Raw genomic sequence first — 20,704 nt, forward strand, 5'->3', positions numbered from 1 at the left:
CGACAGCGAAGAACGCCCGCTCAGGGCACGTTATCCACAGGGTGGAAGTGCCTCCGAGCAGGCGTTCGACGAGCTCGATCGAAGTGGTGCGAAACCGGTCGGGTCAGGTTGTGGATGAACCCTTCTCGGGGTCACCGTCGGTGCCCTTGTCGTCGTTTTCCTCGGCAGCCTCGGCGCGCTCCTTGGCCTCCTTGGCCTCCATCGCTTCGAGCTGCGCGATCGGGTCGTCGAAATTCGATGATCCACCGCCGACGACCCGGTCGATGAACGCCGCGGGGTTGTCCAGGTCCGACGAGTCGGGCAGCAGATCGGGGTGTGCCCACACACCGTCACGTCCCTCGATGTCGGCTGCGGCGAGGAGCTGACGCCACAGATCGGCTGCTTCGCGGACCTTGCGGGGTCGCAGTTCGAGGCCGACCAGCGTCGCGAAGGTCTGTTCGGCAGGGCCTCCCGATGCCCGGCGGCGCCGGATCGTTTCGCCGAGCGCGACGGCACCGGGCAGGCGGTCACCCAGAGCGGCCGCAACCACCGTCTCGACCCATCCCTCGACCAGGGCGAGCAGCGTCTCGAGACGCTCGAGTGCGTGCTTCTGCTCCGGCGTCGTCTGTGGCTCGAAGGCACCCTGCTGCAGGATCGCCTCGATCTTCGACGGATCGGTCAGCGCGGACGGGTCGAGTCCTGCGGCGGCCTCCTCGATGGCCGAGAAGTCCATCCTGATGCCGCGCGCGTATTCCTCGACGGTGGCCAGAACCCGCTGCCGCAACCACGGAATGTGGCTGTACAGCCGCTGGTGGGCGGCTTCACGAGCGGCGAGGAACACCAATACTTCACGATCGGGCTGTTCGAGTCCCTCACTGAACGACGCGATGGCCGACGGCAGCAACGCCGCCGTTCCCGACGGTCCGAGGGGCAGGCCGATATCGGTGGACGTCAGAACCTCCTTGGACAGCTGGCCGAGAGCTTGGCCGAGCTGCGAGCCGAACGCCATCCCGCCCATCTGCGTCAGCATGCCCATCATCGGCCCGGCCATCTGCTGGGCCTCGGCGGGCAGGCCGGATGTCCACATGCCGGAAATCTGCTCGGCGACGGGGTCGCACAGGCGCTTCCAGGTGTCGATCGTGTTGTCGAGCCAGTCGACCGGTGTCCACGCAACGGTCTTCGTGGCACCGGCCGGCAGCGTCGTCGCCCCGTCCAGCCAGAGCTCGGCCAGGTGCGCGGCGTCGGTGATGGCCTCTCGTTCGCCTGCCGACACCGGGCTGAAATCGCCCATCTGCTGGCGTGCCAGCTGCTTGGCCAGGTCGTAGTTCACCGGTCCCGACCCGGTCGCGCCTGCAGCTCCCATTCCGCTGAGCATCTGGCCGAACTGGGTGAGCATCTGGCCCAGCTGTGCGGGGTCGAAGCCCTCGCCGCCGAAGCCGAAACCGGCAGGGTTGCCCGAGCCGTCCGGATCCTTCTTCTTGTCCGGGTCGTCGTCGGAGGCACCGAAACCAAAATTACTCATGACTCAACGGTACAAGCCCGACGAACGGAGAGAGTGGTGGATCGTCACGCTGACGGCGAACAGTCCGGGCCGTGAGAAGTCGGCGCGGACGCACTCGGTAGGGGCGGTCTGCACCGTCGACCGTATTCGGATCTAGTGTCTACGGAGTGAACCGAAGGATCGCCACTCTCGTCGCTGCGCTGGTACCTGTGGTGGTGCTGGGCGTCACCGGCTCGGTCGTCACCGTGCCGTTTGCCGCTCTCGGCCCCGGCCCGACGTACAACACTCTCGGTGACGTCGACGGGGTGCCCGTGGTGCAGATCGACGGAACCGAGGTCGACCCGACCACGGGCCACTTGAACATGACGACCGTGGCCGTGCGCGATCAGCTCAATCTGTTCGAGGCCCTCGGCTTCTGGGCCAGCGGCAGGCAAGGACTCGTTCCGCGCGAGGAGGTCTATCCGCCGGACAAGTCGAAGGAAGAAGTGCAGGAAGGCAATCAGGCGGACTTCGAGGAGTCGGAGTCCAGCGCCGAACTCGCCGCGCTGCATCATCTGGATCTTCCGGTGTTGCTCGCGGTGGCCAGCGTGGCCGACAATGGACCGGCTGTCGGCGTGCTGAACGTGGGGGACACGCTCGTCTCGGTCGGAGGCACCCCCGTGGCCACGGCGTCCGCGGTTCGTGAGGTGGTCAGCTCCCGGGCGCCGGGTGATTCCGTCGATATCGAGTACGTCCGGGACGGCATCACACAGACGGGTTCGGTGGTACTCGGAGCCCGGCCCGACGACGATACGAAGGGATACCTCGGCGTCACACCCGAGGAGCAGCCCGATGCGCCGTTCGAGGTGAAGTTCAACCTCGCCGATGTCGGCGGACCGTCGGCCGGACTGATGTTCAGTCTGGCCTTGGTCGACAAGCTCAGTCCCGGTGAGCTGAGCAACGGAGAGTTCGTCGCGGGGACGGGAACCATCGACGCCGAAGGCACGGTGGGCCCCATCGGCGGCATACCGTACAAGCTGATCGCCGCCCGCGAAGCCGGAGCCACCACGTTCCTGGTCCCGGACGCCAATTGCGGTGAGGCGCAACAGAACGTCCCCGACGGCCTCAGATTGGTGCGTGTCGAATCGTTGGACAACGCCGTCGACGCGCTGCAGGCGATCGGCTCCGGCGGCGACGCGCCGTCCTGCAGCTGACCCAGCCCTGCCGCTAGTCGTCGTCGACGACGTCGAACGTTGCGTAGAGGCCGTGCACGACGTTGGGGGCCAGGTCCTCCGCGATGCGAAGGTCGATGGGCGCGAAGGGATCGGCGTCCTCGTCCGGGTGCAACTGCAGCAGAGTCAAGGACGGACCGTCCTTGAGGACCGCGACGATCAACCGGGCATCGCGTTTCTCGGGATGGTTCTCGGCGGCCGAGCGCGCGGCCTCGTCGGCCGCATCGGGATCGGCGAGTAACGGCATCAAGGCATCGTCGAGGGTCGATTCGGCGGCGGGGGGAAGTACGACGATCTCTTGGACCAGCGCGCATCCGACGACACCTTCCGGCCACGTGGAGGTGGCCAGGAACTCGTCCAGGGCGGGGGAGCCGCCGGTGATGTCCTCGGGGAGCGAGTGCTGCTGGATCGGAGTCAGAGCAGCGCCGTCGGCAAGATCGTCGAGGAGTCCGGGCTCGGCCGCGGCGAGCGCTGCGGTGGGCACCAACGCGAACATCTGCGGGGCCTGGTGCCACCCGCCTGCATCGACGAAATCCGCCACCTCGCGGGCACATCGAGCCAGAGCCTCGGCCACGTCCTGCCCACCCGACTCGGGGTCGAACTCGCTTCCGAAATTGTCTCGGCCGGGCAGTCCGTTGCTGTCGTTGGTCACCGCACTATCCTCGCATCCGGATGGTTCGACGGATGCCGACGCTCCTGACCTGCGGTCGACAGTGGCCGCAGCACGGGCGTCGCAGCCGTAGGATCAACGTACGTACAGTAGGGCGAAACGGACATGCGGTGCACGGAAAGTGCACCGCCTAAGTCATCTGCGGCGCCGTCGGCGTCGCCCGAAGTTGGAGTGTGGCTCGTGGGCATGAGGCCCCCCACCGGTATGCCGTCGTTGTCGCGGCGAAGCCGGATCTTGCTCGTACTGGCCTTGGTAGCAGCAGGTTTGCTACTCATCGGTCCCCGTTTGATCGACGTGTACACGAACTGGCTGTGGTTCGGCGAGGTCGACTTCAGAGGCGTGTACACCACGACTCTGCTGACGCGGTTGGTGATCTTCCTCGTCGTCGCTCTGGTCGTCGGACTCATCGTGTTCGCCGCATTGCTGCTGGCGTACCGCAATCGTCCGGTGTTCGTTCCGGTGGCCGGTCCCAACGATCCGATCGCGCGATACCGCACCACGGTGATGAGCCGGTTGCGTCTGTTCGGCATCGGAATTCCGGTGGTGTTCGGGTTCCTGTCCGGCATGATCGCCCAGACCAACTGGGTGACGGTGCAGCTGTTCCTGCACGGCGGAGACTTCGGTCAGACCGACCCGCAGTTCGGTCTGGACGTCGGGTTCTACTCGTTCGATCTGCCGTTCTACCGATTCATTCTCAACTGGCTTTTCGTTGCCATCTTGGTTGCCTTCTTCGCGAATCTGGTGACGCAGTACGTGTTCGGTGGGATCCGGCTCGCCGGGCGCGAGGGTGCGCTCACACGGGCAGCGCGGATCCAGCTCGCGGTCCTGGCCGGCAGCTTCATCCTGCTCAAGGCCGTCGCGTACTGGTTGGACCGTTACACGCTGCTGTCCAGCAGTCGCAAGGAACCCACGTTCTCCGGTGCCAGCTTCACCGACATCAACGCGGTGTTGCCGGCCAAACTGATCCTGCTCGCGATCGCTGTGATCTGCGCTGTTGCCTTCTTCGCAGCGATCTTCTTGCGTGATCTGCGAATTCCGGCGTTGGCCACGGCACTGCTGGTGCTGTCTTCCGTCTTGATCGGTGCCGTCTGGCCGTTGGTGATGGAACAGTTCTCGGTGCGCCCGAACGCCGCCGAAAAGGAGAGCACCTACATTCAGCGGAACATCACGGCGACGCGGGATGCGTACGGAATCGGCGATGACGTCGTCGAGTATCAGGACTACTCGGGTGAGAGTTCGCAGAATCCGCGCGAGAGCGAGGCGGACCTGACCACCATCGCCAATACTCGTCTGCTGGACCCGAACGTGCTGTCCCGCACGTTCACCCAACAGCAGCAGCTGAAGAACTTCTTCGGTTTCCCCGACACACTCGACATAGACCGGTACGAGATCGACGGGCAGTTGCAGGACTACATCGTCGCGGCTCGTGAGCTCTCACCGCAGTCCTTGACCGGCAACCAGACAGACTGGATCAACCGGCACACCGTGTACACACACGGGAACGGCTTCGTTGCAGCACCTGCCAACAGGGTGAACGCAGCCGTGCAGGATCCGACCGCCGAGGGCGCGAACAGTAACAGTGGCTACCCGATCTACACGGTCAGCGACATCGCGTCCCAGGGTTCGAACCAGGTCATCCCGGTCGATCAGCCACGTATCTACTACGGCGAGGTCATCGCCGAAGCGGATCCGGACTACGCGATCGTGGGTGCCTCGGGTGCCGGGGACCGCGAGTACGACACCGACGAATCCAATTACACCTACACCGGTACCGGTGGCGTCTCGGTGGGCAACTGGTTCAATCGCTTGGCTTTCGCTGCGAAGTACGCAGAGCGAAACATTCTCTTCTCCGGAGCTATCGGCGGTGACTCGAAGATTCTGTTCGATCGCGATCCTCGCGACCGAGTGCAGAAGGTAGCGCCGTGGTTGACCACCGATACCGATTCGTACCCGGCGGTTGTGGACGGCAAGATCGTCTGGATCGTCGACGGCTACACAACGCTGAAGGACTACCCCTACGCGCAGCGGGCGTCGCTGGACGGTCTGACAGTGGACAGCGTGGAGTCGACGACAGGTCGGCCGCTTCCTCGCGACGAGGTGTCGTACATCCGAAACTCCGTCAAAGCGACGGTCGACGCGTACGACGGCACCGTGACGCTGTACCAGGTCGATGACACCGATCCTGTGTTGAAGGCATGGATGGGCGTGTTTCCGGGTTCGGTTCAGCCTGAGTCCGAGATCACGGACGAGCTCCGCTCGCACTTCCGGTACCCCGAGGACCTGTTCAAGGTTCAGCGAGAAATGCTGGCGAAGTACCACGTGGACAACCCCAACGAGTTCTTCACCAACAACGCGTTCTGGTCCGTGCCGAGCGACCCGACCAGCAACAGCGGTGCTGGAAGTGACTTGAATCAGCCCCCGTATTACGTCCTCGTCGGCGATCCCGACACCGGAGAGCCGTCATTCCGGCTCACCAGCGCCATGGTCGGGTTCAACCGTGAATTGCTGGCTGCGTACATTTCCGTGCGATCGGATCCCGACAACTACGGCAAGTTCACGGTGCTGCAATTGCCGACTCAGACTCAGACCCAGGGTCCGCAGCAGGCACAGAACTCGATGACCTCCGATGCGCGGGTGGCATCGGACCGAACGCTGCTCGAGCAGTCGAACGAGCTGCAGTACGGCAACTTGCTGACGCTTCCGATCGCCAACGGCGGAATCCTGTATGTGGAACCGTTGTACACCTCTCGGAAGAACGCATCGACCTCGACGTTCCCGCAGTTGACGAAGGTTCTGGTGAGCTACCGCGAGCCGGGGGCAGAGGGTGGTGTCCGCGTCGGGTACGCCCCTAGATTGTCCGAGGCTCTCGATCAGGTGTTCGGAGCGGGAACAGGCTCGGCGGCCACTGCTCCGGGTGGAGCTCCCGAGAATCCACAACCGGCCGAATCGGGAGACACCTCAGGGGCCGAGGTAGCGACTCCGGCTTCTCCGAATCCGGCCCCCGCCACCGGAGGCTCGGCCACGCGGGACGCGGCGGTCACCGGATTGAACTCCGCGCTCGCAGCCGTACGAACCGCGCAGCAAAGCGGAAATCTGTCGGAACTGGGCACTGCGCTCGAGAACCTGCAGGTCGCCGTCGACACGTACAACAGTGCCGGCAATTGATCCGTAAGGCCACGGCCTGCTGACATGAGCGAAAGAGCCGCCTCACCGAAACGGTAAGGCGGCTCTTTCGTCGTGTGCTACTCGGTCACGCCGAGCGCGGCACTGCTGTACAGACGACAGTGCGAGTTGATCAGCGTCCGATCGGCGAGAGCACCGGGGCGTTGGCAGCAACGAGATGCTGGAACTGCGTGCTCAGGCCGTACTGGTCGGCCAGCTTGGATGCGGCGTCGAACGCGCCCTGTGCAGCCTGCGTGGCCGCTGCGGCCTCGGGAGCCACGGCCGGTGCCGGTGCGGGAGCCGGCTGCGGTGCCGGTGCGGGAGCTGCCTCGGGCTCGGGGGTGGAGGTGCCGGTGGTCAGCTGCTGACCGCACACGGGCCATGCGCCCGGTCCCTGGGTCTGCAGGGTGTTCTCCGCGACGCGGATCTGCTCGGCCTTGGATGCGTTGGCCGGTGACCCGGATCCACCGTTGGCCGTCCAGGTGCTCTGCGAGAACTGCAGGCCACCGTAGTAGCCGTTTCCGGTGTTGATGCTCCAGTTGCCACCGCTCTCGCACTGTGCGACCGCGTCCCAGTTGTTCGTGGCTGCGTTGGCGGTTCCGGCAGAGACGCCGAGGGGGATTGCTACGGCGGCGCCTGCGATGGCGGCCAATCCGAGTGCGCGCTTACCGAAATTGTTCTGTGTGGTCATGCGGGGTGAATCCTCTCCGCGCTCGACTGGCGCGACTGGCCTGCAATCACCTCGCCGGTGTGGATGGCGATGGTGACCAGGCACTTCGTATCGTCGCGGCTCTGCCCCCGTACGTATTGGGGACCACACCCGCGGGGCAGAGCGAAGGAAGCGGCGGGGTGGTGCAGGCCCAGCGGTTTAGGGCCGTCCGTGAAGGTAGTCGAGGATCTGCTCATCGTCACTGAGCCGGAATGGGATCGTTGGTGTCCACATGTTGGGACGACGGTAGGTGTTTTCCCAGCTCAGACCAGCTTGTGGCGGTATTGTTTCAACTCTGTAACCCGAACGTTATGTGACTCGAAACACGCACCAAAAGAGACGCGGAGCACTATTTTGAACCGCCTCGGACGTGATAAACGCGCGCTGCGACGCGTCGCAGCGCATTCGTTCGGGTGCGCGAGAGCGCGGAGAAGTCACGTGATTTGCATTGGCTGTACACACGGGAGTAACTTCGTAATTGCAACGCGGGGTGGAGCAGCTCGGTAGCTCGCTGGGCTCATAACCCAGAGGTCGCAGGTTCAAATCCTGTCCCCGCTACCACTGAAGAAGACCCAGGACATATGTCCTGGGTCTTTTTTTGTGCTCTTATGTGTGCATGAACGGCTGCTCGGACGACGGGCGTACGCGATACCGCCGGAAGGACCGACTCGAATGATTCTCCCCGCCGTCAGAGACCCTCGCCTCATCACTGTGCATCGCGGCGGACTTCTGTCCGACGACGACCATCGGAGTCTCGCGCTCTGGGCGGCCGAGTGTGCGGAACACGTTCTCCACTTGTTCGAGAAGGTCGAACCCGCCGATTGCCGACCGCGAGAGGCGATCGAGGCCACCCGCGCGTGGGTGCGCGGCGACCTCGCAATGATGGCAACCCGCGCCCTCGGCGGCCACAGCATGGGTGCGGCACGGCCGCTGAGCGGTGCCGCACGTTGCGCCGCATATGCGGCCGGCCAGGCTGCGTGTGTGGCACACGTACCCGAACACGAACTGGGAGCTGCTGCGTACGCCATCAAGGCGGTCCGGGCCGCCGCAGCTGCCGGCGCGGAGACAGTCGCGGGGAGAGAAGAACTCCGGTGGCAGCGGGACCGACTACCGGCCGGCATGCGGGAGTTGGTGTTGGATGACCAGAAGAGAAGGAACAGCATCTGCTGGTTCGTTTTCGACGATTGACCCGTCGAACGACCGCGCCGCCGAACGTCTACCTCACGGTCACAGTCAACGACGACGTGGACACGATCGCAGCGGCGACGTCATCGGGATTCAGTACGGACTCGGGAATCAGTGACGCGTCCGGTCGAAAGCGAATGGTGGTGCCGGTAGTGCCCGTCGGTGCAATCGACGTCAGTTCGGTGACCGGAATTCCGTGTTCGTATCGCCCGGTCCACGAACCGTCCACCCTGCGGTTGGTGTGTTCGAGCATCTCGGACAGTGCAGAGACCGTCGACATCCCGCGGCGGGCATAGCCGTCGCCCAACAGGACGGGCTGTGACTCGTCGAAAAATCGGACGTCCTTCGTGCTGACGACCGGCTTGCGCACCTCTACGCCGCCGTCGAATCTGGTGTCCGTGCCCCGACCGGTATCGGACACCTCGATCGCACCACCCGAGGCCAACGTCACTGTCGCGTGACCGCCGCCCTGATGTTCGGCTTCGTCCACCGCGTACGCGAGGACTTCGAGAATCAGGTGTAGGACCCCGCCGGGTGCGTACTCCGCGGGGTGGGCACGGATCTGAGAGAGATGGTCTCGATCGACGTCCACCGACCAATCGTGGGCTGTCGTGGACCAGGTGTGTCGAGTGGACATCGAAGTGTCAGTCCGAGACTTGTTCCCGTGCCTGCTCGCTGGTCACCGTTTCGGTGGTGTCGTCGTCGTCGGTTGCGTCGTCGGTGTCATCGGCCGTGAGGTCGACAGTGTCCACACCCTCGAGCGCCGTCAGTTCCTGCTCCGCCTCGGCGATGAGGCCTTTCGCATTCTGTTCGATCTTCTCGACCCACTCGGCCATGACGGTCACACCCTTCACTCGATCGTGTACCTCCGGTCTACCAGACTTCTTCCCCCTAGGATCCACGGTGTGCGAACACGAACCTCGCGTCTCGATCTCGACGGGCCGGTCGCCACCGATCTCGATGCGCTGTACGCGATCTGCAGCGACCCGCAGTCGTGGGCCCACTTTCCGAGCCTGCGACACACCGATCCCAGCGCGACCGAACGAATGTTGCACGGCTGGGCGGAGCAGTGGCGGCGCGATGGATTGGCCACGTGGATCATTCGTGAGCGCGGCAGCCGCACGATCAGTGGCTACGGCGGGTGCTCGAAGCGGCAGGACGCCTTCTGGAATCTCGGCTATCGCCTCCATCCCGACGCGCAGGGCAACGGGTATGCCGCGGAGATGTGCGAGATCGCAGTCCAGTGCGCGCACCGAACCGAGCCCGAATTACCGATCGTGGCATACCTGCTCGAACACAACGTCGCGTCGGCCCGGGTGGCCGAACGCGCAGGCCTGGAGTTGATCACCCGTGGACCCGACGTCGGTAATCCCGACGCCGACGCAGTTCGCCTCGTCTACGCAGACCGCTCGTTGACGGCAGGTCAGGTGGACGTGATTATGTCGGCCTGACCGCGGCAGGTGCTCACCTCCGCGAGCCGACGTCGGAGCAAGCGCTTCTCCGGTGCGGTTCGGGCGAAATCCAACGCTCGTCGATACTCGACTGCCGCCTCCTCGAACCTGCCGAGTCGTTGCAGTAGATCGGCTCTCGCCATGGGATATGGATGATAGCGGCGCAACGACGCTTCGTCGGCAAGCCGGTCCAGCTCTCGAAGACCGGGTGCGGCGCCGTCGCGCATCGCCAGTGCAACGGCCCGGTTCAGCGCGACGATCGCGCTCGGTGTCCGTGTCATGAGCACGTCGTACAGGGCAACGATCTGAGGCCAGTCCGTGCTGTCGGCGTCCGGTGATTCGTCGTGCAGTGCAGCGATGGCAGCCTGCGCGGCGTAAGGGCCGCCCTGGCCGCCGCCGAGGGCCTCGACCACGAGCTCCTTACCCTCGGCGATGAACTCGGCATTCCAGAGTCGACGGTCTTGGTCGGCCAACAAGACGATCTCACCGTCCGGTCCGATTCGAGCGTCGCGTCGGGCGTCGACGAGCAACATCAGCGCCAGTAGACCGGTCACCTCTGACTCCTCAGGCAATGCGGCGCGCAGGAGTCGGCCCATCCCGAGTGCCTCGTCGGTGAGATCGATTCGTCCGACGTGATCACCCGATGTCGCAGAATAGCCCTCGGTGAAGATCGAATAGACCACCTCGAGCACCATCGGCACCCTGCCTGCCAACTCGTCCGGGCCCGGGAGGCGGAACGGTATCTGTGCGACCCGAATCTTGTTCTTGGCTCGCACTATTCGCTGCGCTGCCGTGGCCGGCGGGATGAGCAGCGCCCGGGCCACCTCGCCGGTGGTGAGACCGGCCAGGCATCGAAGAGTCAGTGCGAGCCGGTCACCGGCGGCGAGGGCCGGATGCGCGCAGGTGAAGAACAACTGCAGTCGGTCGTCAGGCAGACTTTCGTCGAGCGAATTCAGGCGGTTCGGTTCGCTGCGATCTGTATCTGCCTGCAGCACTCCGACTTTCGCGGACAGACTCTGGTCGCGGCGCAGGCGATCGACCGCCTTCCGGCGGGCAGTGGTGAGCAACCAGGCACCAGGCCTGGCCGGGACGCCATCGACCGGCCAGTGTTTCAGGGCCGATTCGATGGCGTCCGAGGTCACTTCCTCTGCGAGGTCGAGGTCGCGATACCGCTGCACCAGCGAGGCGAGCAACACCGAGCGCTCGGCACGGAAGACCGATTCGAGCGATCGATGGACATCGGACTCGCTCACCGAGGAATCCTGCGTGTCGGAACTGCGCCGGTCAGAATTCTGCAAGGGGACGCACGATCACCGTGCCGCCGTCCTTGGAACCGGGGCATCGTGCCGCCCACTCGAGTGCAGCGTCCAGGTCTGGAACGTCGATCACGTCGTAGCCGCCGAGAACCTCGTGAGATTCGGCATACGGTCCGTCGGTGACGGTGCGTTCTCCGGTGGCGGCGACGCGCACCGCCGTGGCCGTCGTGAGGTCGGCCATCGCGTGACCGGAGACGTGAACGCCTGCCTCCTTCATCTCCTTCTCGTAGGTCATCCAATCCTCGACACTGCTGCAGCCCGGTGCTGCTCCGGGCGCGGTGTCGGCGTTGATCAAAAGGATGTACTTCATGGTGCGCTCCTGGGTTCGGTACCTCGTTGTCGCGGCGCGAGTCGCCGTACACGATGACGACGTTCGAGAAGCCACGATATCGACACCGGCGTCCGAGATTTCTTTCTTGCACACGAAAAACGGCATCGGACGGATGGTCCGATGCCGTTTCGCGGCTGCTCCTCGGCTCGTCGACGAGCCGAGGTGTCACTTCAGTTCTGCCGACGTCTTTCCGAGTATGCGACGAGCGACGATCAGCTGCTGAATCTGCTGAGTTCCCTCGAAGATGTCGAGAATTTTGGAGTCGCGGCTCCACTTCTCGAGCAGCGGGCGCTCGGAGTAGCCGTACGTGCCGGCTAGCTCCACTGCCTTGAGGGTGATGTCGACTGCCGAGCGACCCGCCTTGGCCTTGGACATCGATGCCTGAAGGGAGTTGGGCTCCTTGTTGTCGGCCATCCACGCCGCACGCAATGTGAGCAGGTGTGCCGCCTCCCAGTCCGCTTCGAGGCGCAGGAACTCTGCGGCTGCCGCGTGCTGGTTGTAGGCCGGGGTCTCGTAGGAGATCTCGACTCCGGCGTCCACCAGGATGGACCGCAACTCTTCGAGAGCTGCCCGTGCCACGCCGATGGCCATACCTGCCACCAGGGGGCGAGTGTTGTCGAACGTCTGCATGACGCCGGCAAAGCCTTTTTCGACGTTGACCTCGGCGGTGCCGAGCAGGTTGTCCTTCGGGATGCGGCAGTCCTCGAGCAACAGTGCCGCAGTATCGGAGGCCTTGATGCCCAGCTTGTGCTCGAGGCGGGCAACCGACAGGCCCGGAGCGTCACGCGGAACGACGAACGACTTGATGGCCGCGCGGCCGAGGGACTTGTCGACAGTCGCCCACACGACGATGTGGGTGGAACGCTCGCCGGCGGTGACGTAGATCTTCTCGCCGTTGAGAACCCACTCGTCGCCGTCCAACACGGCCGTGGTGGTCACTGCTGCGGAGTCGGAGCCGAAGCCGGGCTCGGTGATGGCCATCGAGGCCCACACCTTGCCGAAACGTTCGAGCTGCTCGTCGGTGGAGACAGCGGCGATCGCCGAGTTGCCCAGTCCCTGGTAAGGGATTGACAGGGTCAAGCCCACATCTCCCCAGCAGGTCTCGATGACGTTCACCAGGGCGGACATGTTGCCGCCGTTGGAGTTCGCGGTCTTGCTCGGCTTCGGAGCGGACTCGCTGTCCTTCTCGCGGCCACCGGCGGCGCCGCCGATTTCACCGCCGGCATCGGACATGCCTTCGACCATCGATGCCATCGTGTCGAGTTCCACCGGGTACGCGTGCTCGGCGAGGTCGTATTTGCGGGAAATCGGGCGGAAGATCTCGGCAGCGACCTGGTGAGCCTGATTCGCCTGCGCCCGAAGCTTCTTGGGGAGTTCAAGATTGATCATCGTGTATGTCCTTGGGTGAGTGCCATGGAATTCGGGGCGGCGAGCTAGATGAGAACGATGCCCTCGGCGACGCCGACGGACCGCAGATCTCGGTACCAACGCTCCACCGGGTGCTCCTTGGTGAAACCGTGACCACCGAGCAGTTGCACGCCGTCGGAACCGATCTGCATGCCCTTCTCGGAGGCCAGTCGACGCGCGAGCGCCGATTCACGGGTGAACGACAGGCCCTGCTCGGCCCTCGACGCACCGCGCAGGGTGACCAACCGCATGCCGTCGAGTTCGATGGCGATGTTGGCGACCATGAAGGCCACGGCCTGGCGATTGCTGATCGGCTCACCGAAGGCGACACGATCGTTGACGTACGGAATGACGTAGTCCAGAACGGCCTGGCTCGTACCGACGGCCAGTGATGCCCAGCCGAGTCGCGCGAGACCGATGGCAGCGCTGTACTCGGCGGCCCGCTGGTCTGCGTCACCGTCACCGAGCAGTGCCGACTCGGGAACTGCGACGTCCGTCAGAATCAGGCGACCGAGGCCGGCTGCGCGCAGACCCATGCTCGGGTCGGCTTCGACGACGAGGCCCTTGGAGTCCGACTCGACGATGAAGAAGGCCGGACGGCCTTCGAGTTCTGCGGCGATGACGAACAGCTCGGAGCTGCCTGCAGCAGGCACCAGGCTCTTGACTCCGTTGAGCTTGTAGCCGCTGGGGGAGCGAACGGCCTTGGTCTGCAACGCGTACGGATCGAACAGCGCGCGAGGCTCGTTGACGACCACTGCTGCGTTCGGCACCTTCTCGCCGACGAATGCCGGGAGGTAGGTCTTCTGCTGTGCGTCGGTGCCCCATTGGGTGAGGGCGACGGCTACACCCGATGGGGCGAGGATGGGCAATGCCAGACCCATGTCGCCGTGTGCGAGGGCCTCGGCGACCAGAGAGTTGGTGACCGCACCACGCTCGCTGGCGGCACCGTCGAGTTCCTCGGGAACGTTGATGAGCGTGATGCCGAGCTCGGCGGAACGACGAACCAGATCCTCGGGCGAGGAGGCGCTGTGGTCTGCGTCGAAGGCAGCCGGGCGGAGGATCTCCTCGGCGAACTCCTTGACCGTCTCGACGATCATGCGCTGTTCGTCGTCGGGCGTCAGGTCGAAGTAGCTCAGGTTCTTGGCGGCACCGTCGTCGAGACGCTTGGGCTTGCCGCCACCGGTGACCTTGGCGAACGTGCGGTTGGCAGCGCCGAGGGTCTTGAACCCGGTCTTGGTGCTCTCGTACGTCACCCGGTCGATGGTTTGGCGGAGGTTGTACTTCTCCGCCAGTTCCGATCCGGTGATGGCGGTCAGAACGCGCATGGCGGTTCCGATCGCATCTCTCTTGAACGGGTTGAGGCCAACCGCAGAAGTATCGCGGGGCACCTTCGGGGCCTTCGCGTCGACCACACTGTCTTGCTTGCTCATGATCACCAGTTCCTCGGCGTCGGGCACGGACTTCACAGATCTTACTCCCGAGTAAGTTAGCTGTCTACTGTCGAGTAAGTACCGGTGGCCTCGACACTCGAACGGCATTTCGTATCACCCGTCGTATCGGTGTGACAGGCTGTTCGCGTGCATCCGATCGCCCAGGTCTTCGCCGCCCTCGCCGCGGCCCTCCACGTCGCCATCTTCGTCATGGAGAGCGTGCTCTGGTCCAAGCCGGCCGTGTGGGCAAAGTTCGGTGTGGCCAGCCAGAACGACGCCGACATCACCAAGCCGATGGCCTTCAATCAGGGCTTCTACAACCTGTTCTTGGCCGTCGGCATCGTGGTGGGCCTCGTAGTGGGCGGATCCGCGGGTGACGGCATCGTCTACTTCGCCTGCGCCAGCATCGTCGGCGCAGCGCTCGTTCTGGCCACCGGCGGTGCGAAGTACTTCCGAGCTGCGTTCGTCCAGGGCATCACTCCGCTGATCGCGCTGGTTGTGGCTGCAGTTCTCTAGGCGAGATTCTTCGCGCTGGGGGACAGGAGTGTGAGGACCTGGTGCTGCAGTAGGCCGTTGGTGGCCACCGCGCTGCCACCGTGCGGGCCTGCGCTGCCGTCGAGCGCGGTGAAATCGCCCCCGGCCTCGCGCACGAGGACGTCGAGTGCGGCCAGGTCCCACAGCGAGACCTCCGGTTCGGCGGCGATGTCGACTGCTCCCTCGGCCACGAGGCAGTACGAGAAGAAGTCGCCGTAGCCGCGTACCCGCCACACGGCGTCGGTCAGATCGAGGAACCGATCCCTGATGCCCAGTTCGGACCACCCGGACAGGCTGGAGAAACTCAGACTCGACGACGCCAGCGAATCGACCTTCGATACTGCGATCCTGCGCGGGGAGTCCCCGTCCGATGCCGTCCAGGCCCCCAGATCGAGTGCGGCCCACCACCGTCGGTTCAGGGCGGGTGCGCTCACCACACCGACGCGGGGTACGCCGTCGTCGAGCAGGGCGATCAATGTGGCCCAGACCGGAACGCCGCGGACGAAGTTCTTGGTGCCGTCGATGGGATCGACCACCCACTGGCGGCCGCTGAAGGTGGCCGTGCCGCCGAACTCCTCGCCCAGCAAGGCATCGCCGGGACGCTCCGAACCGAGCTCGGCGCGAATCATCGTCTCCACGGCCAGATCCGCGTCGCTCACCGGTGTGAGATCCGGCTTGGAGTCCACCGACAGGTCCATGGCCAGGAATCGTCGCCGGGTGATGGCGTCGGCCTCGTCGGCGAGCCTGAGGGCAAGGGCAAGATCGGCGGAGTAGTCGGTCACCGGAGAAGACTATCGCCGCGCACGGGTCTGCTCGTACGCGGCGATATGTGTGGCTGTGCCTATCCGGTGACTTCGTTCAGCGTTCCGGTTGCGACATCGAAGACGAAGCCTCGAATGGATTCGTGCTTCGTGACGAACGGGCTCTGCTCGATGCGTGCCAGCGATTGGCGAACATCACGGTCCAGATCGGTGAACGACTCGGCCGCCCAGTTCGGCTTGATACCGGTCTCGTCCTGAAGATCGTTCTCGAACTGGTCGTCGGTGAACGTGAGCATTCCGCAATCGGTGTGGTGAATGAGGATGATCTCCTTCGTTCCGAGTAGCCGCTGGCTGATGGCCAGAGATCGGATCTCGTCGTCGGTGATCACACCGCCCGCATTTCGGATGACGTGGGCTTCGCCCTCGGCCAATCCGAGAACTCGGTACACGTCCAGTCGAGCATCCATGCACGCCACCACCGCGACGTGCTTCGAAGGTGGCAGAGGAAGGGGACCGTCGAACGTCGCGGCGTACGCCTTGTTGTTTTCGAGGTACTGATCGGTGACGGTCATACGACGCTCCTGTGTGCTGCAGGTGTGGCCGACACCGGGCGGTGACAGGCATGTCGACGTGCGAATATGTCGATCACTCGAAAGCTAGCGGTTGACCGGTGGCCTGACGAGAGTTGAAATCAGCATGGTTCCAACCCTCGACGAGGGTCCTGTTCGCCTCGTGCGGGGTCGGCGGGGATCGGGGGCGGTCGGGCATGGGTTCGCGTGCCGGTAACCTTGACTCTCGTGCATCCCGACGTTTCTGCAGACCTCGCCGAGCTCGACACCACTCTCTCCACCGTCGAGTCGGTTCTCGACGTCGAGGAATTGCGGCGACGCATCGACGAACTCGAACATCAGGCGGCATCGCCGGACCTGTGGAACGACCAGGAACACGCTCAACAGGTGACCAGCCAGCTCTCCCATGCGCAGGCCGAGCTTCGCCGGGTCGAAGAGCTCCGACAGCGACTCGAGGACATGCCGGTTCTGTACGAGCTCGCCGAGGGCGAGGAGGGCGAGGCAGCCGCGTCGGCCACTGCCGATGCCGATTCCGAACGCGCGTCGCTCCGGGAGGACATCGCAGCCATGGAAGTACGGACCCTGCTGTCCGGTGAGTACGACGCGCGCGACGCGCTGGTCAACATCCGGTCCGGCGCAGGTGGAATCGACGCCGCCGACTGGGCGGAGATGCTCATGCGCATGTACATCCGCTGGGCCGAGAAGCACGGCTACGGCGTCGAGGTCTACGACACGTCCTACGCCGAAGAAGCAGGCATCAAGAGCGCCACGTTCGCTGTCAAGGCTCCGTACACCTACGGCACGTTGTCGGTGGAGCAGGGCACACACCGGCTCGTACGGATCAGTCCGTTCGACAACCAGGGTCGTCGCCAGACGTCGTTCGCCGAGGTGGAGGTGCTACCGGTCGTCGAGACCACCGACCACATCGAGATCCCCGAGGGTGACATCCGCGTGGACGTGTACCGCTCGTCCGGGCCTGGTGGGCAGTCGGTCAACACCACCGACTCCGCCGTCCGATTGACACACATCCCGACGGGAATCGTGGTGACCTGTCAGAACGAGAAGTCGCAGCTGCAGAACAAGGTGTCGGCCATGCGAGTGCTGCAGGCCAAGCTGCTCGAGGTCAAGCGCAAGGAAGAGCGCGCCGAGATGGACGCGCTCAAGGGTGACGGCGGCAGCTCCTGGGGTAACCAGATGCGCTCGTACGTGTTGCACCCTTACCAGATGGTCAAGGATCTGCGTACCGAGTACGAGGTGAACAATCCGTCTACTGTTCTCGATGGGGACATCGATGGATTCCTGGAATCGGGAATTCGCTGGCGAATGCGGGGGGAGCAGTAGATGACCGGTCATTGCGCAGGCTCCACTCCATCGATCCGATGACAAGCTGGTTCAACCCGACGCTCGACCTGAAGCTGAACGCGCTCGGCATCGTCCTGTACATCCTCGGCGGAATGCTGGCGGCGCGATTCGTGACATGGACCGGGTCTCGGATCACCGCTCGAATCGACCAGAACTACCAGCACAGCGATGCTCTGGTGCGGTCCGAGGCCGCCAAGCACCGGCATGCTCTGGCGCAGGTGATCACCTGGGTTCTGGTCACCCTCATCTACATTCTGGTCACCATCGAGGTGCTGCGCCGATTCGGTTTCGGGGTCGGCGGTCTCGTGGCACCGGCGACGGTCATCGGTGCGGCCCTCGGCTTCGGCGCGCAGCGCGTGGTGCAGGACATTCTTGCCGGATTCTTCATCATCACCGAACGGCAATACGGCTTCGGTGACGTCGTACAGATCGCCGTCAACGGCTCGGCCGAGGATGCCGAGGGGACCGTCGAGGACGTGACACTCCGGGTGACTCGGGTCCGCAGTGTCGACGGCGAGGTCATCACCGTCCCCAACGGACAGATCGTCAAAGCGATCAACCTGTCGAAGGACTGGGCACGCGCCGTCGTCGACGTTCCCGTGCCCAGCAGCGCGGATCTCACCCAGGTCAATGCCCTACTTCGGAAGGTCGGCCGCGACGCGTTCGCCGACTCGCGATTGCGGCCCCTGTTGCTCGACGAACCGACCGTGATGGGCGTGGAGAGCATCGAGGTGGGACAGGTCAACGTTCGCCTCGTCGCGCGAACACTGCCCGGAAAGCAGTTCCAGGTGGGACGAGAACTTCGAGTCCGGGTGGCTGCCGCGCTGCGACCCGAGGGCATCAGCGTCGCTCCCGACGTCAGTACGGCCGGGGTCGCACCGGAATCGTCGGGACGAGATCGGACGGAGGATCAGTGAGTACACCGCCCACCGGAACCGATCACCCGCGACGGACCTGGCGACAGTGGCGCATTCCGGCCAAGATCTACGGTCGCGTCAGAACGTCCACCGTCGCATTCGGTATGTGCTTCGTGCTCACCGGTCTGTGGTACGGCCAGGTCAGCGCAGAGATCACCAAGAGGAACGAGGAAACGGTCCAGGGCCCGGTTGCAGTGGACCCGGGCGAGTTGGTTCCGTACACCCCGTCGCAAACCTACGAGCCCAGCTCCACCACTACGACCACACCCGAGACATCGGAACCGGAGCCGTCGGGTGGCGTCGACGACACCGGGACCCAGTCGACCACCACCGCACCGCCGACCACAACGACGGCTCCGTTCGGCGTACCCATCCCGCCGGCGATTCAGTCGCTCATCCCCACCCAGCCGGCACCGACGACGTCTCGCTGAGTCGTCTTTTACCGTCCCTCGGGACTCGCCGCGACGCCCGAGCGGTTCCGGCGGTTACCGGCGAGTAAGGACTACACTGGCGACCCGTGATCAGCACCTCGAATGTCTCCAAGTCCTACAAGACCTCCACCAGGCCTGCCCTGGACAAGGTGACGGTCTCCATCGACAAGGGTGAGTTCGTGTTCCTGATCGGTCCGTCGGGTTCGGGCAAGTCGACGTTCATGCGGCTGCTGCTCAAGGAGGAGACGCCCACCTCCGGTGACATCCACGTCGCCGATTTCCACGTCAACCGATTGGCGGCCCGACGCGTCCCTCGGCTGCGGCAGAGCATGGGCTGCGTGTTCCAGGACTTCCGCCTGTTGCAGCAGAAGACCGTCGTGGAGAACGTGGCGTTCGCGCTCGAGGTGATCGGCAAGCCGCGCTCGATGATCAAGCGCACCGTTCCCGAAGTTCTGGACCTCGTGGGGCTCGGCGGCAAGTCGGATCGTCTGCCCAACGAGCTGTCCGGCGGTGAACAGCAGCGAGTGGCCATCGCTCGGGCGTTCGTCAATCGTCCGCTCGTGCTGCTCGCGGACGAGCCGACCGGAAACCTCGATCCGGATACCAGCCAGGACATCATGCTGCTGCTCGAACGCATCAACCGCACCGGAACCACGGTGCTGATGGCGACCCACGACAATCACATCGTCGATTCGATGCGCCGACGCGTCGTCGAACTCGACAACGGACGAGTCGTTCGTGACGAGGCCCGCGGGGTCTACGGCGTCGGTCGCTGACGCCGCCGCCGATTCAGGACCGCACAGACTTCACGACCGACGAATCGAAGGGCTCGGATTCCGCGATGCGCGCAAGTTTCATCTTCAGCGAGGTCCTCACCGGACTTCGCCGCAACATCACCATGACGATCGCCATGATCTTGACGACCGCTATTTCCCTCGGGCTGTTCGGCGGCGGACTGCTCGTGGTGCAGATGGCGGGAAAGACTCAGCAGATCTTCCTCGATCGGGTGGAGGTGCAGATTTTCCTCACCGACGATATCTCCGCGAGCGACGCCGACTGCGCGCAGGAGACCTGCGCGACGTTGCGTTCGGATCTCGAGAGCACCCCGTCGGTGGTGTCGGTGCAGTACCTCAACCGTGAGGACGCGGTGAAGGACGCCACCGAGCGCGTGTTCAAGGATCAGCCAGAATTGGCCGAATTGGTCAGCGCCGACAGCTTTCCCGCGTCGTTCAAGGTGCGTCTGAGTGATCCCGAACGGTTCGGGGTGATCAACGACAACTTCGAGAATCGACCGGGCGTGCAGAGCGTGCTCAATCAGCGTGACCTCGTCGAGCGCCTGTTCAGTGTGCTCAACGGCGTGCGCAACGCTGCGTTCGCCATCGCCACGGTGCAGGCGATCGCCGCAATCCTGTTGATCGCCAACATGGTTCAGATCGCCGCGTTCACCAGACGAACCGAGGTGGGCATCATGCGCTTGGTCGGTGCCACTCGTTGGTATACCCAGCTGCCCTTCTTGCTCGAGGCGGTGGTGGCGGCCTTGATCGGCTCGGCGCTCGCCATTGCCGGCCTGTTCACAGCGAAGAACATGTTCATCGATGATGTTCTCTCGGATGTGTATCAGGCCAACATTCTGGCCCGGATATCGAACAGCGATGTCCTCCTCGTCTCGCCGTTTCTCGCGCTGGTGGGAGTCGGCATGGCCGCGGTGACGGCGTACATCACGCTGCGCCTGTACGTGCGCGAATAAATTCGCTTGCCGTTCGGTTCTATGCTGGAGC

At 64.3% G+C, this 20,704-nt stretch carries 21 protein-coding genes and 1 tRNA gene; 11 read left to right on the top strand and 11 right to left on the bottom strand.

Annotated features, from left to right (window positions below):
• Positions 1-103: 103 nt before the first annotated feature.
• The gene (locus tag R4P57_RS02685) at positions 104-1,501 is read right to left on the bottom strand and encodes a zinc-dependent metalloprotease (protein WP_317801355.1); all 1,398 of its coding nucleotides are present in this window, start codon (positions 1,499-1,501) and stop codon (positions 104-106) included.
• Positions 1,502-1,647: 146 nt separating this feature from the next.
• Here R4P57_RS02685 and R4P57_RS02690 point away from each other — a divergent pair, with 146 nt between their 5' ends.
• Positions 1,648-2,673, top strand: coding sequence for a PDZ domain-containing protein (locus R4P57_RS02690; protein WP_317801356.1), 1,026 nt, complete (start codon positions 1,648-1,650; stop codon positions 2,671-2,673).
• A 13-nt stretch (positions 2,674-2,686) separates the two neighbouring features.
• Here R4P57_RS02690 and R4P57_RS02695 read toward each other — a convergent pair whose 3' ends face one another.
• Positions 2,687-3,265: a PPA1309 family protein gene (locus R4P57_RS02695; protein ID WP_094614493.1), complete on the bottom strand. Its 579-nt coding sequence runs from the start codon at positions 3,263-3,265 to the stop codon at positions 2,687-2,689.
• A gap of 276 nt (positions 3,266-3,541) precedes the next feature.
• On the opposite strand from R4P57_RS02695, the gene R4P57_RS02700 reads away from it, so the two are divergent.
• Positions 3,542-6,526: a UPF0182 family protein gene (locus R4P57_RS02700; protein ID WP_317801357.1), complete on the top strand. Its 2,985-nt coding sequence runs from the start codon at positions 3,542-3,544 to the stop codon at positions 6,524-6,526.
• 130 nt (positions 6,527-6,656) lie between these two features.
• Here R4P57_RS02700 and R4P57_RS02705 read toward each other — a convergent pair whose 3' ends face one another.
• Complete coding sequence (locus R4P57_RS02705; RefSeq protein WP_317801358.1) at positions 6,657-7,214, bottom strand: transglycosylase family protein; 558 nt, start codon at positions 7,212-7,214, stop codon at positions 6,657-6,659.
• A 502-nt stretch (positions 7,215-7,716) separates the two neighbouring features.
• On the opposite strand from R4P57_RS02705, the gene R4P57_RS02710 reads away from it, so the two are divergent.
• A tRNA-Met gene (locus tag R4P57_RS02710) sits at positions 7,717-7,793 on the top strand.
• A 111-nt stretch (positions 7,794-7,904) separates the two neighbouring features.
• A complete protein-coding gene (locus R4P57_RS02715; RefSeq protein ID WP_317801359.1) occupies positions 7,905-8,420 on the top strand; it encodes a putative immunity protein in 516 nt (171 codons plus the stop codon).
• A 28-nt stretch (positions 8,421-8,448) separates the two neighbouring features.
• Here the strand turns inward: R4P57_RS02715 and R4P57_RS02720 are convergent, their stop codons facing one another.
• Together R4P57_RS02720 and R4P57_RS02725 are read right to left on the bottom strand one after the other, a co-directional pair.
• The gene (locus R4P57_RS02720) at positions 8,449-9,009 is read right to left on the bottom strand and encodes a hypothetical protein (RefSeq protein ID WP_317801360.1); all 561 of its coding nucleotides are present in this window, start codon (positions 9,007-9,009) and stop codon (positions 8,449-8,451) included.
• Between the two features lie 52 nt (positions 9,010-9,061).
• The gene (locus R4P57_RS02725) at positions 9,062-9,271 is read right to left on the bottom strand and encodes a hypothetical protein (protein ID WP_317801361.1); all 210 of its coding nucleotides are present in this window, start codon (positions 9,269-9,271) and stop codon (positions 9,062-9,064) included.
• Positions 9,272-9,322: 51 nt separating this feature from the next.
• Between R4P57_RS02725 and R4P57_RS02730 the strand changes: the two genes are divergently transcribed.
• On the top strand, positions 9,323-9,868 hold the full coding sequence (locus R4P57_RS02730; protein ID WP_317801362.1) for a GNAT family N-acetyltransferase: 546 nt from the start codon (positions 9,323-9,325) through the stop codon (positions 9,866-9,868).
• Here R4P57_RS02730 and R4P57_RS02735 read toward each other — a convergent pair.
• The 4 genes from R4P57_RS02735 to R4P57_RS02750 form a co-directional block, all read right to left on the bottom strand.
• Entirely contained in the window at positions 9,841-11,121 is a 1,281-nt protein-coding gene (locus tag R4P57_RS02735; protein ID WP_317801363.1) for an RNA polymerase sigma factor, read from the bottom strand. The two genes, R4P57_RS02730 and R4P57_RS02735, sit on opposite strands and share 28 nt — an antisense overlap.
• Positions 11,122-11,152: 31 nt before the next feature.
• On the bottom strand, positions 11,153-11,494 hold the full coding sequence (locus R4P57_RS02740; RefSeq protein WP_317801364.1) for a YciI family protein: 342 nt from the start codon (positions 11,492-11,494) through the stop codon (positions 11,153-11,155).
• 186 nt (positions 11,495-11,680) lie between these two features.
• A complete protein-coding gene (locus tag R4P57_RS02745) occupies positions 11,681-12,904 on the bottom strand; it encodes an acyl-CoA dehydrogenase family protein (RefSeq protein WP_317801365.1) in 1,224 nt (407 codons plus the stop codon).
• Between the two features lie 44 nt (positions 12,905-12,948).
• Positions 12,949-14,358 (bottom strand): acyl-CoA dehydrogenase family protein, encoded by a 1,410-nt coding sequence (locus R4P57_RS02750; protein WP_149405644.1) that lies wholly within the window; start codon positions 14,356-14,358, stop codon positions 12,949-12,951.
• Positions 14,359-14,499: 141 nt separating this feature from the next.
• Between R4P57_RS02750 and R4P57_RS02755 the strand changes: the two genes are divergently transcribed.
• Positions 14,500-14,868 (top strand): DUF1304 domain-containing protein, encoded by a 369-nt coding sequence (locus R4P57_RS02755; RefSeq protein WP_317801366.1) that lies wholly within the window; start codon positions 14,500-14,502, stop codon positions 14,866-14,868.
• Here R4P57_RS02755 and R4P57_RS02760 read toward each other — a convergent pair.
• Both R4P57_RS02760 and R4P57_RS02765 read right to left on the bottom strand, forming a co-directional pair.
• The gene (locus R4P57_RS02760) at positions 14,865-15,668 is read right to left on the bottom strand and encodes an inositol monophosphatase family protein (RefSeq protein ID WP_317801367.1); all 804 of its coding nucleotides are present in this window, start codon (positions 15,666-15,668) and stop codon (positions 14,865-14,867) included. The two genes, R4P57_RS02755 and R4P57_RS02760, sit on opposite strands and share 4 nt — an antisense overlap.
• Positions 15,669-15,727: 59 nt before the next feature.
• Complete coding sequence (locus R4P57_RS02765; RefSeq protein ID WP_317801368.1) at positions 15,728-16,219, bottom strand: carbonic anhydrase; 492 nt, start codon at positions 16,217-16,219, stop codon at positions 15,728-15,730.
• A 225-nt stretch (positions 16,220-16,444) separates the two neighbouring features.
• Between R4P57_RS02765 and prfB the strand changes: the two genes are divergently transcribed.
• The 5 genes from prfB (at position 16,445) to ftsX (ending at position 20,673) form a co-directional block, all read left to right on the top strand.
• Positions 16,445-17,557, top strand: coding sequence for a peptide chain release factor 2 (gene prfB / locus R4P57_RS02770; RefSeq protein WP_317801369.1), 1,113 nt, complete (start codon positions 16,445-16,447; stop codon positions 17,555-17,557).
• Between the two features lie 38 nt (positions 17,558-17,595).
• Entirely contained in the window at positions 17,596-18,495 is a 900-nt protein-coding gene (locus tag R4P57_RS02775; RefSeq protein ID WP_317801370.1) for a mechanosensitive ion channel family protein, read from the top strand.
• Positions 18,492-18,926, top strand: coding sequence for a hypothetical protein (locus R4P57_RS02780; RefSeq protein ID WP_317801371.1), 435 nt, complete (start codon positions 18,492-18,494; stop codon positions 18,924-18,926). Before R4P57_RS02775 ends, R4P57_RS02780 begins: the two co-directional genes overlap by 4 nt.
• 86 nt (positions 18,927-19,012) lie before the next feature.
• Positions 19,013-19,702 (top strand): cell division ATP-binding protein FtsE, encoded by a 690-nt coding sequence (ftsE, locus tag R4P57_RS02785; protein WP_027496574.1) that lies wholly within the window; start codon positions 19,013-19,015, stop codon positions 19,700-19,702.
• Positions 19,703-19,767: 65 nt separating this feature from the next.
• A complete protein-coding gene (ftsX, locus tag R4P57_RS02790) occupies positions 19,768-20,673 on the top strand; it encodes a permease-like cell division protein FtsX (protein WP_032397703.1) in 906 nt (301 codons plus the stop codon).
• Positions 20,674-20,704: the final 31 nt, after the last annotated feature.

The sequence above is a fragment of the Rhodococcus sp. IEGM 1330 genome (assembly GCF_033142445.1).
Lineage (GTDB): Bacteria > Actinomycetota > Actinomycetes > Mycobacteriales > Mycobacteriaceae > Rhodococcoides.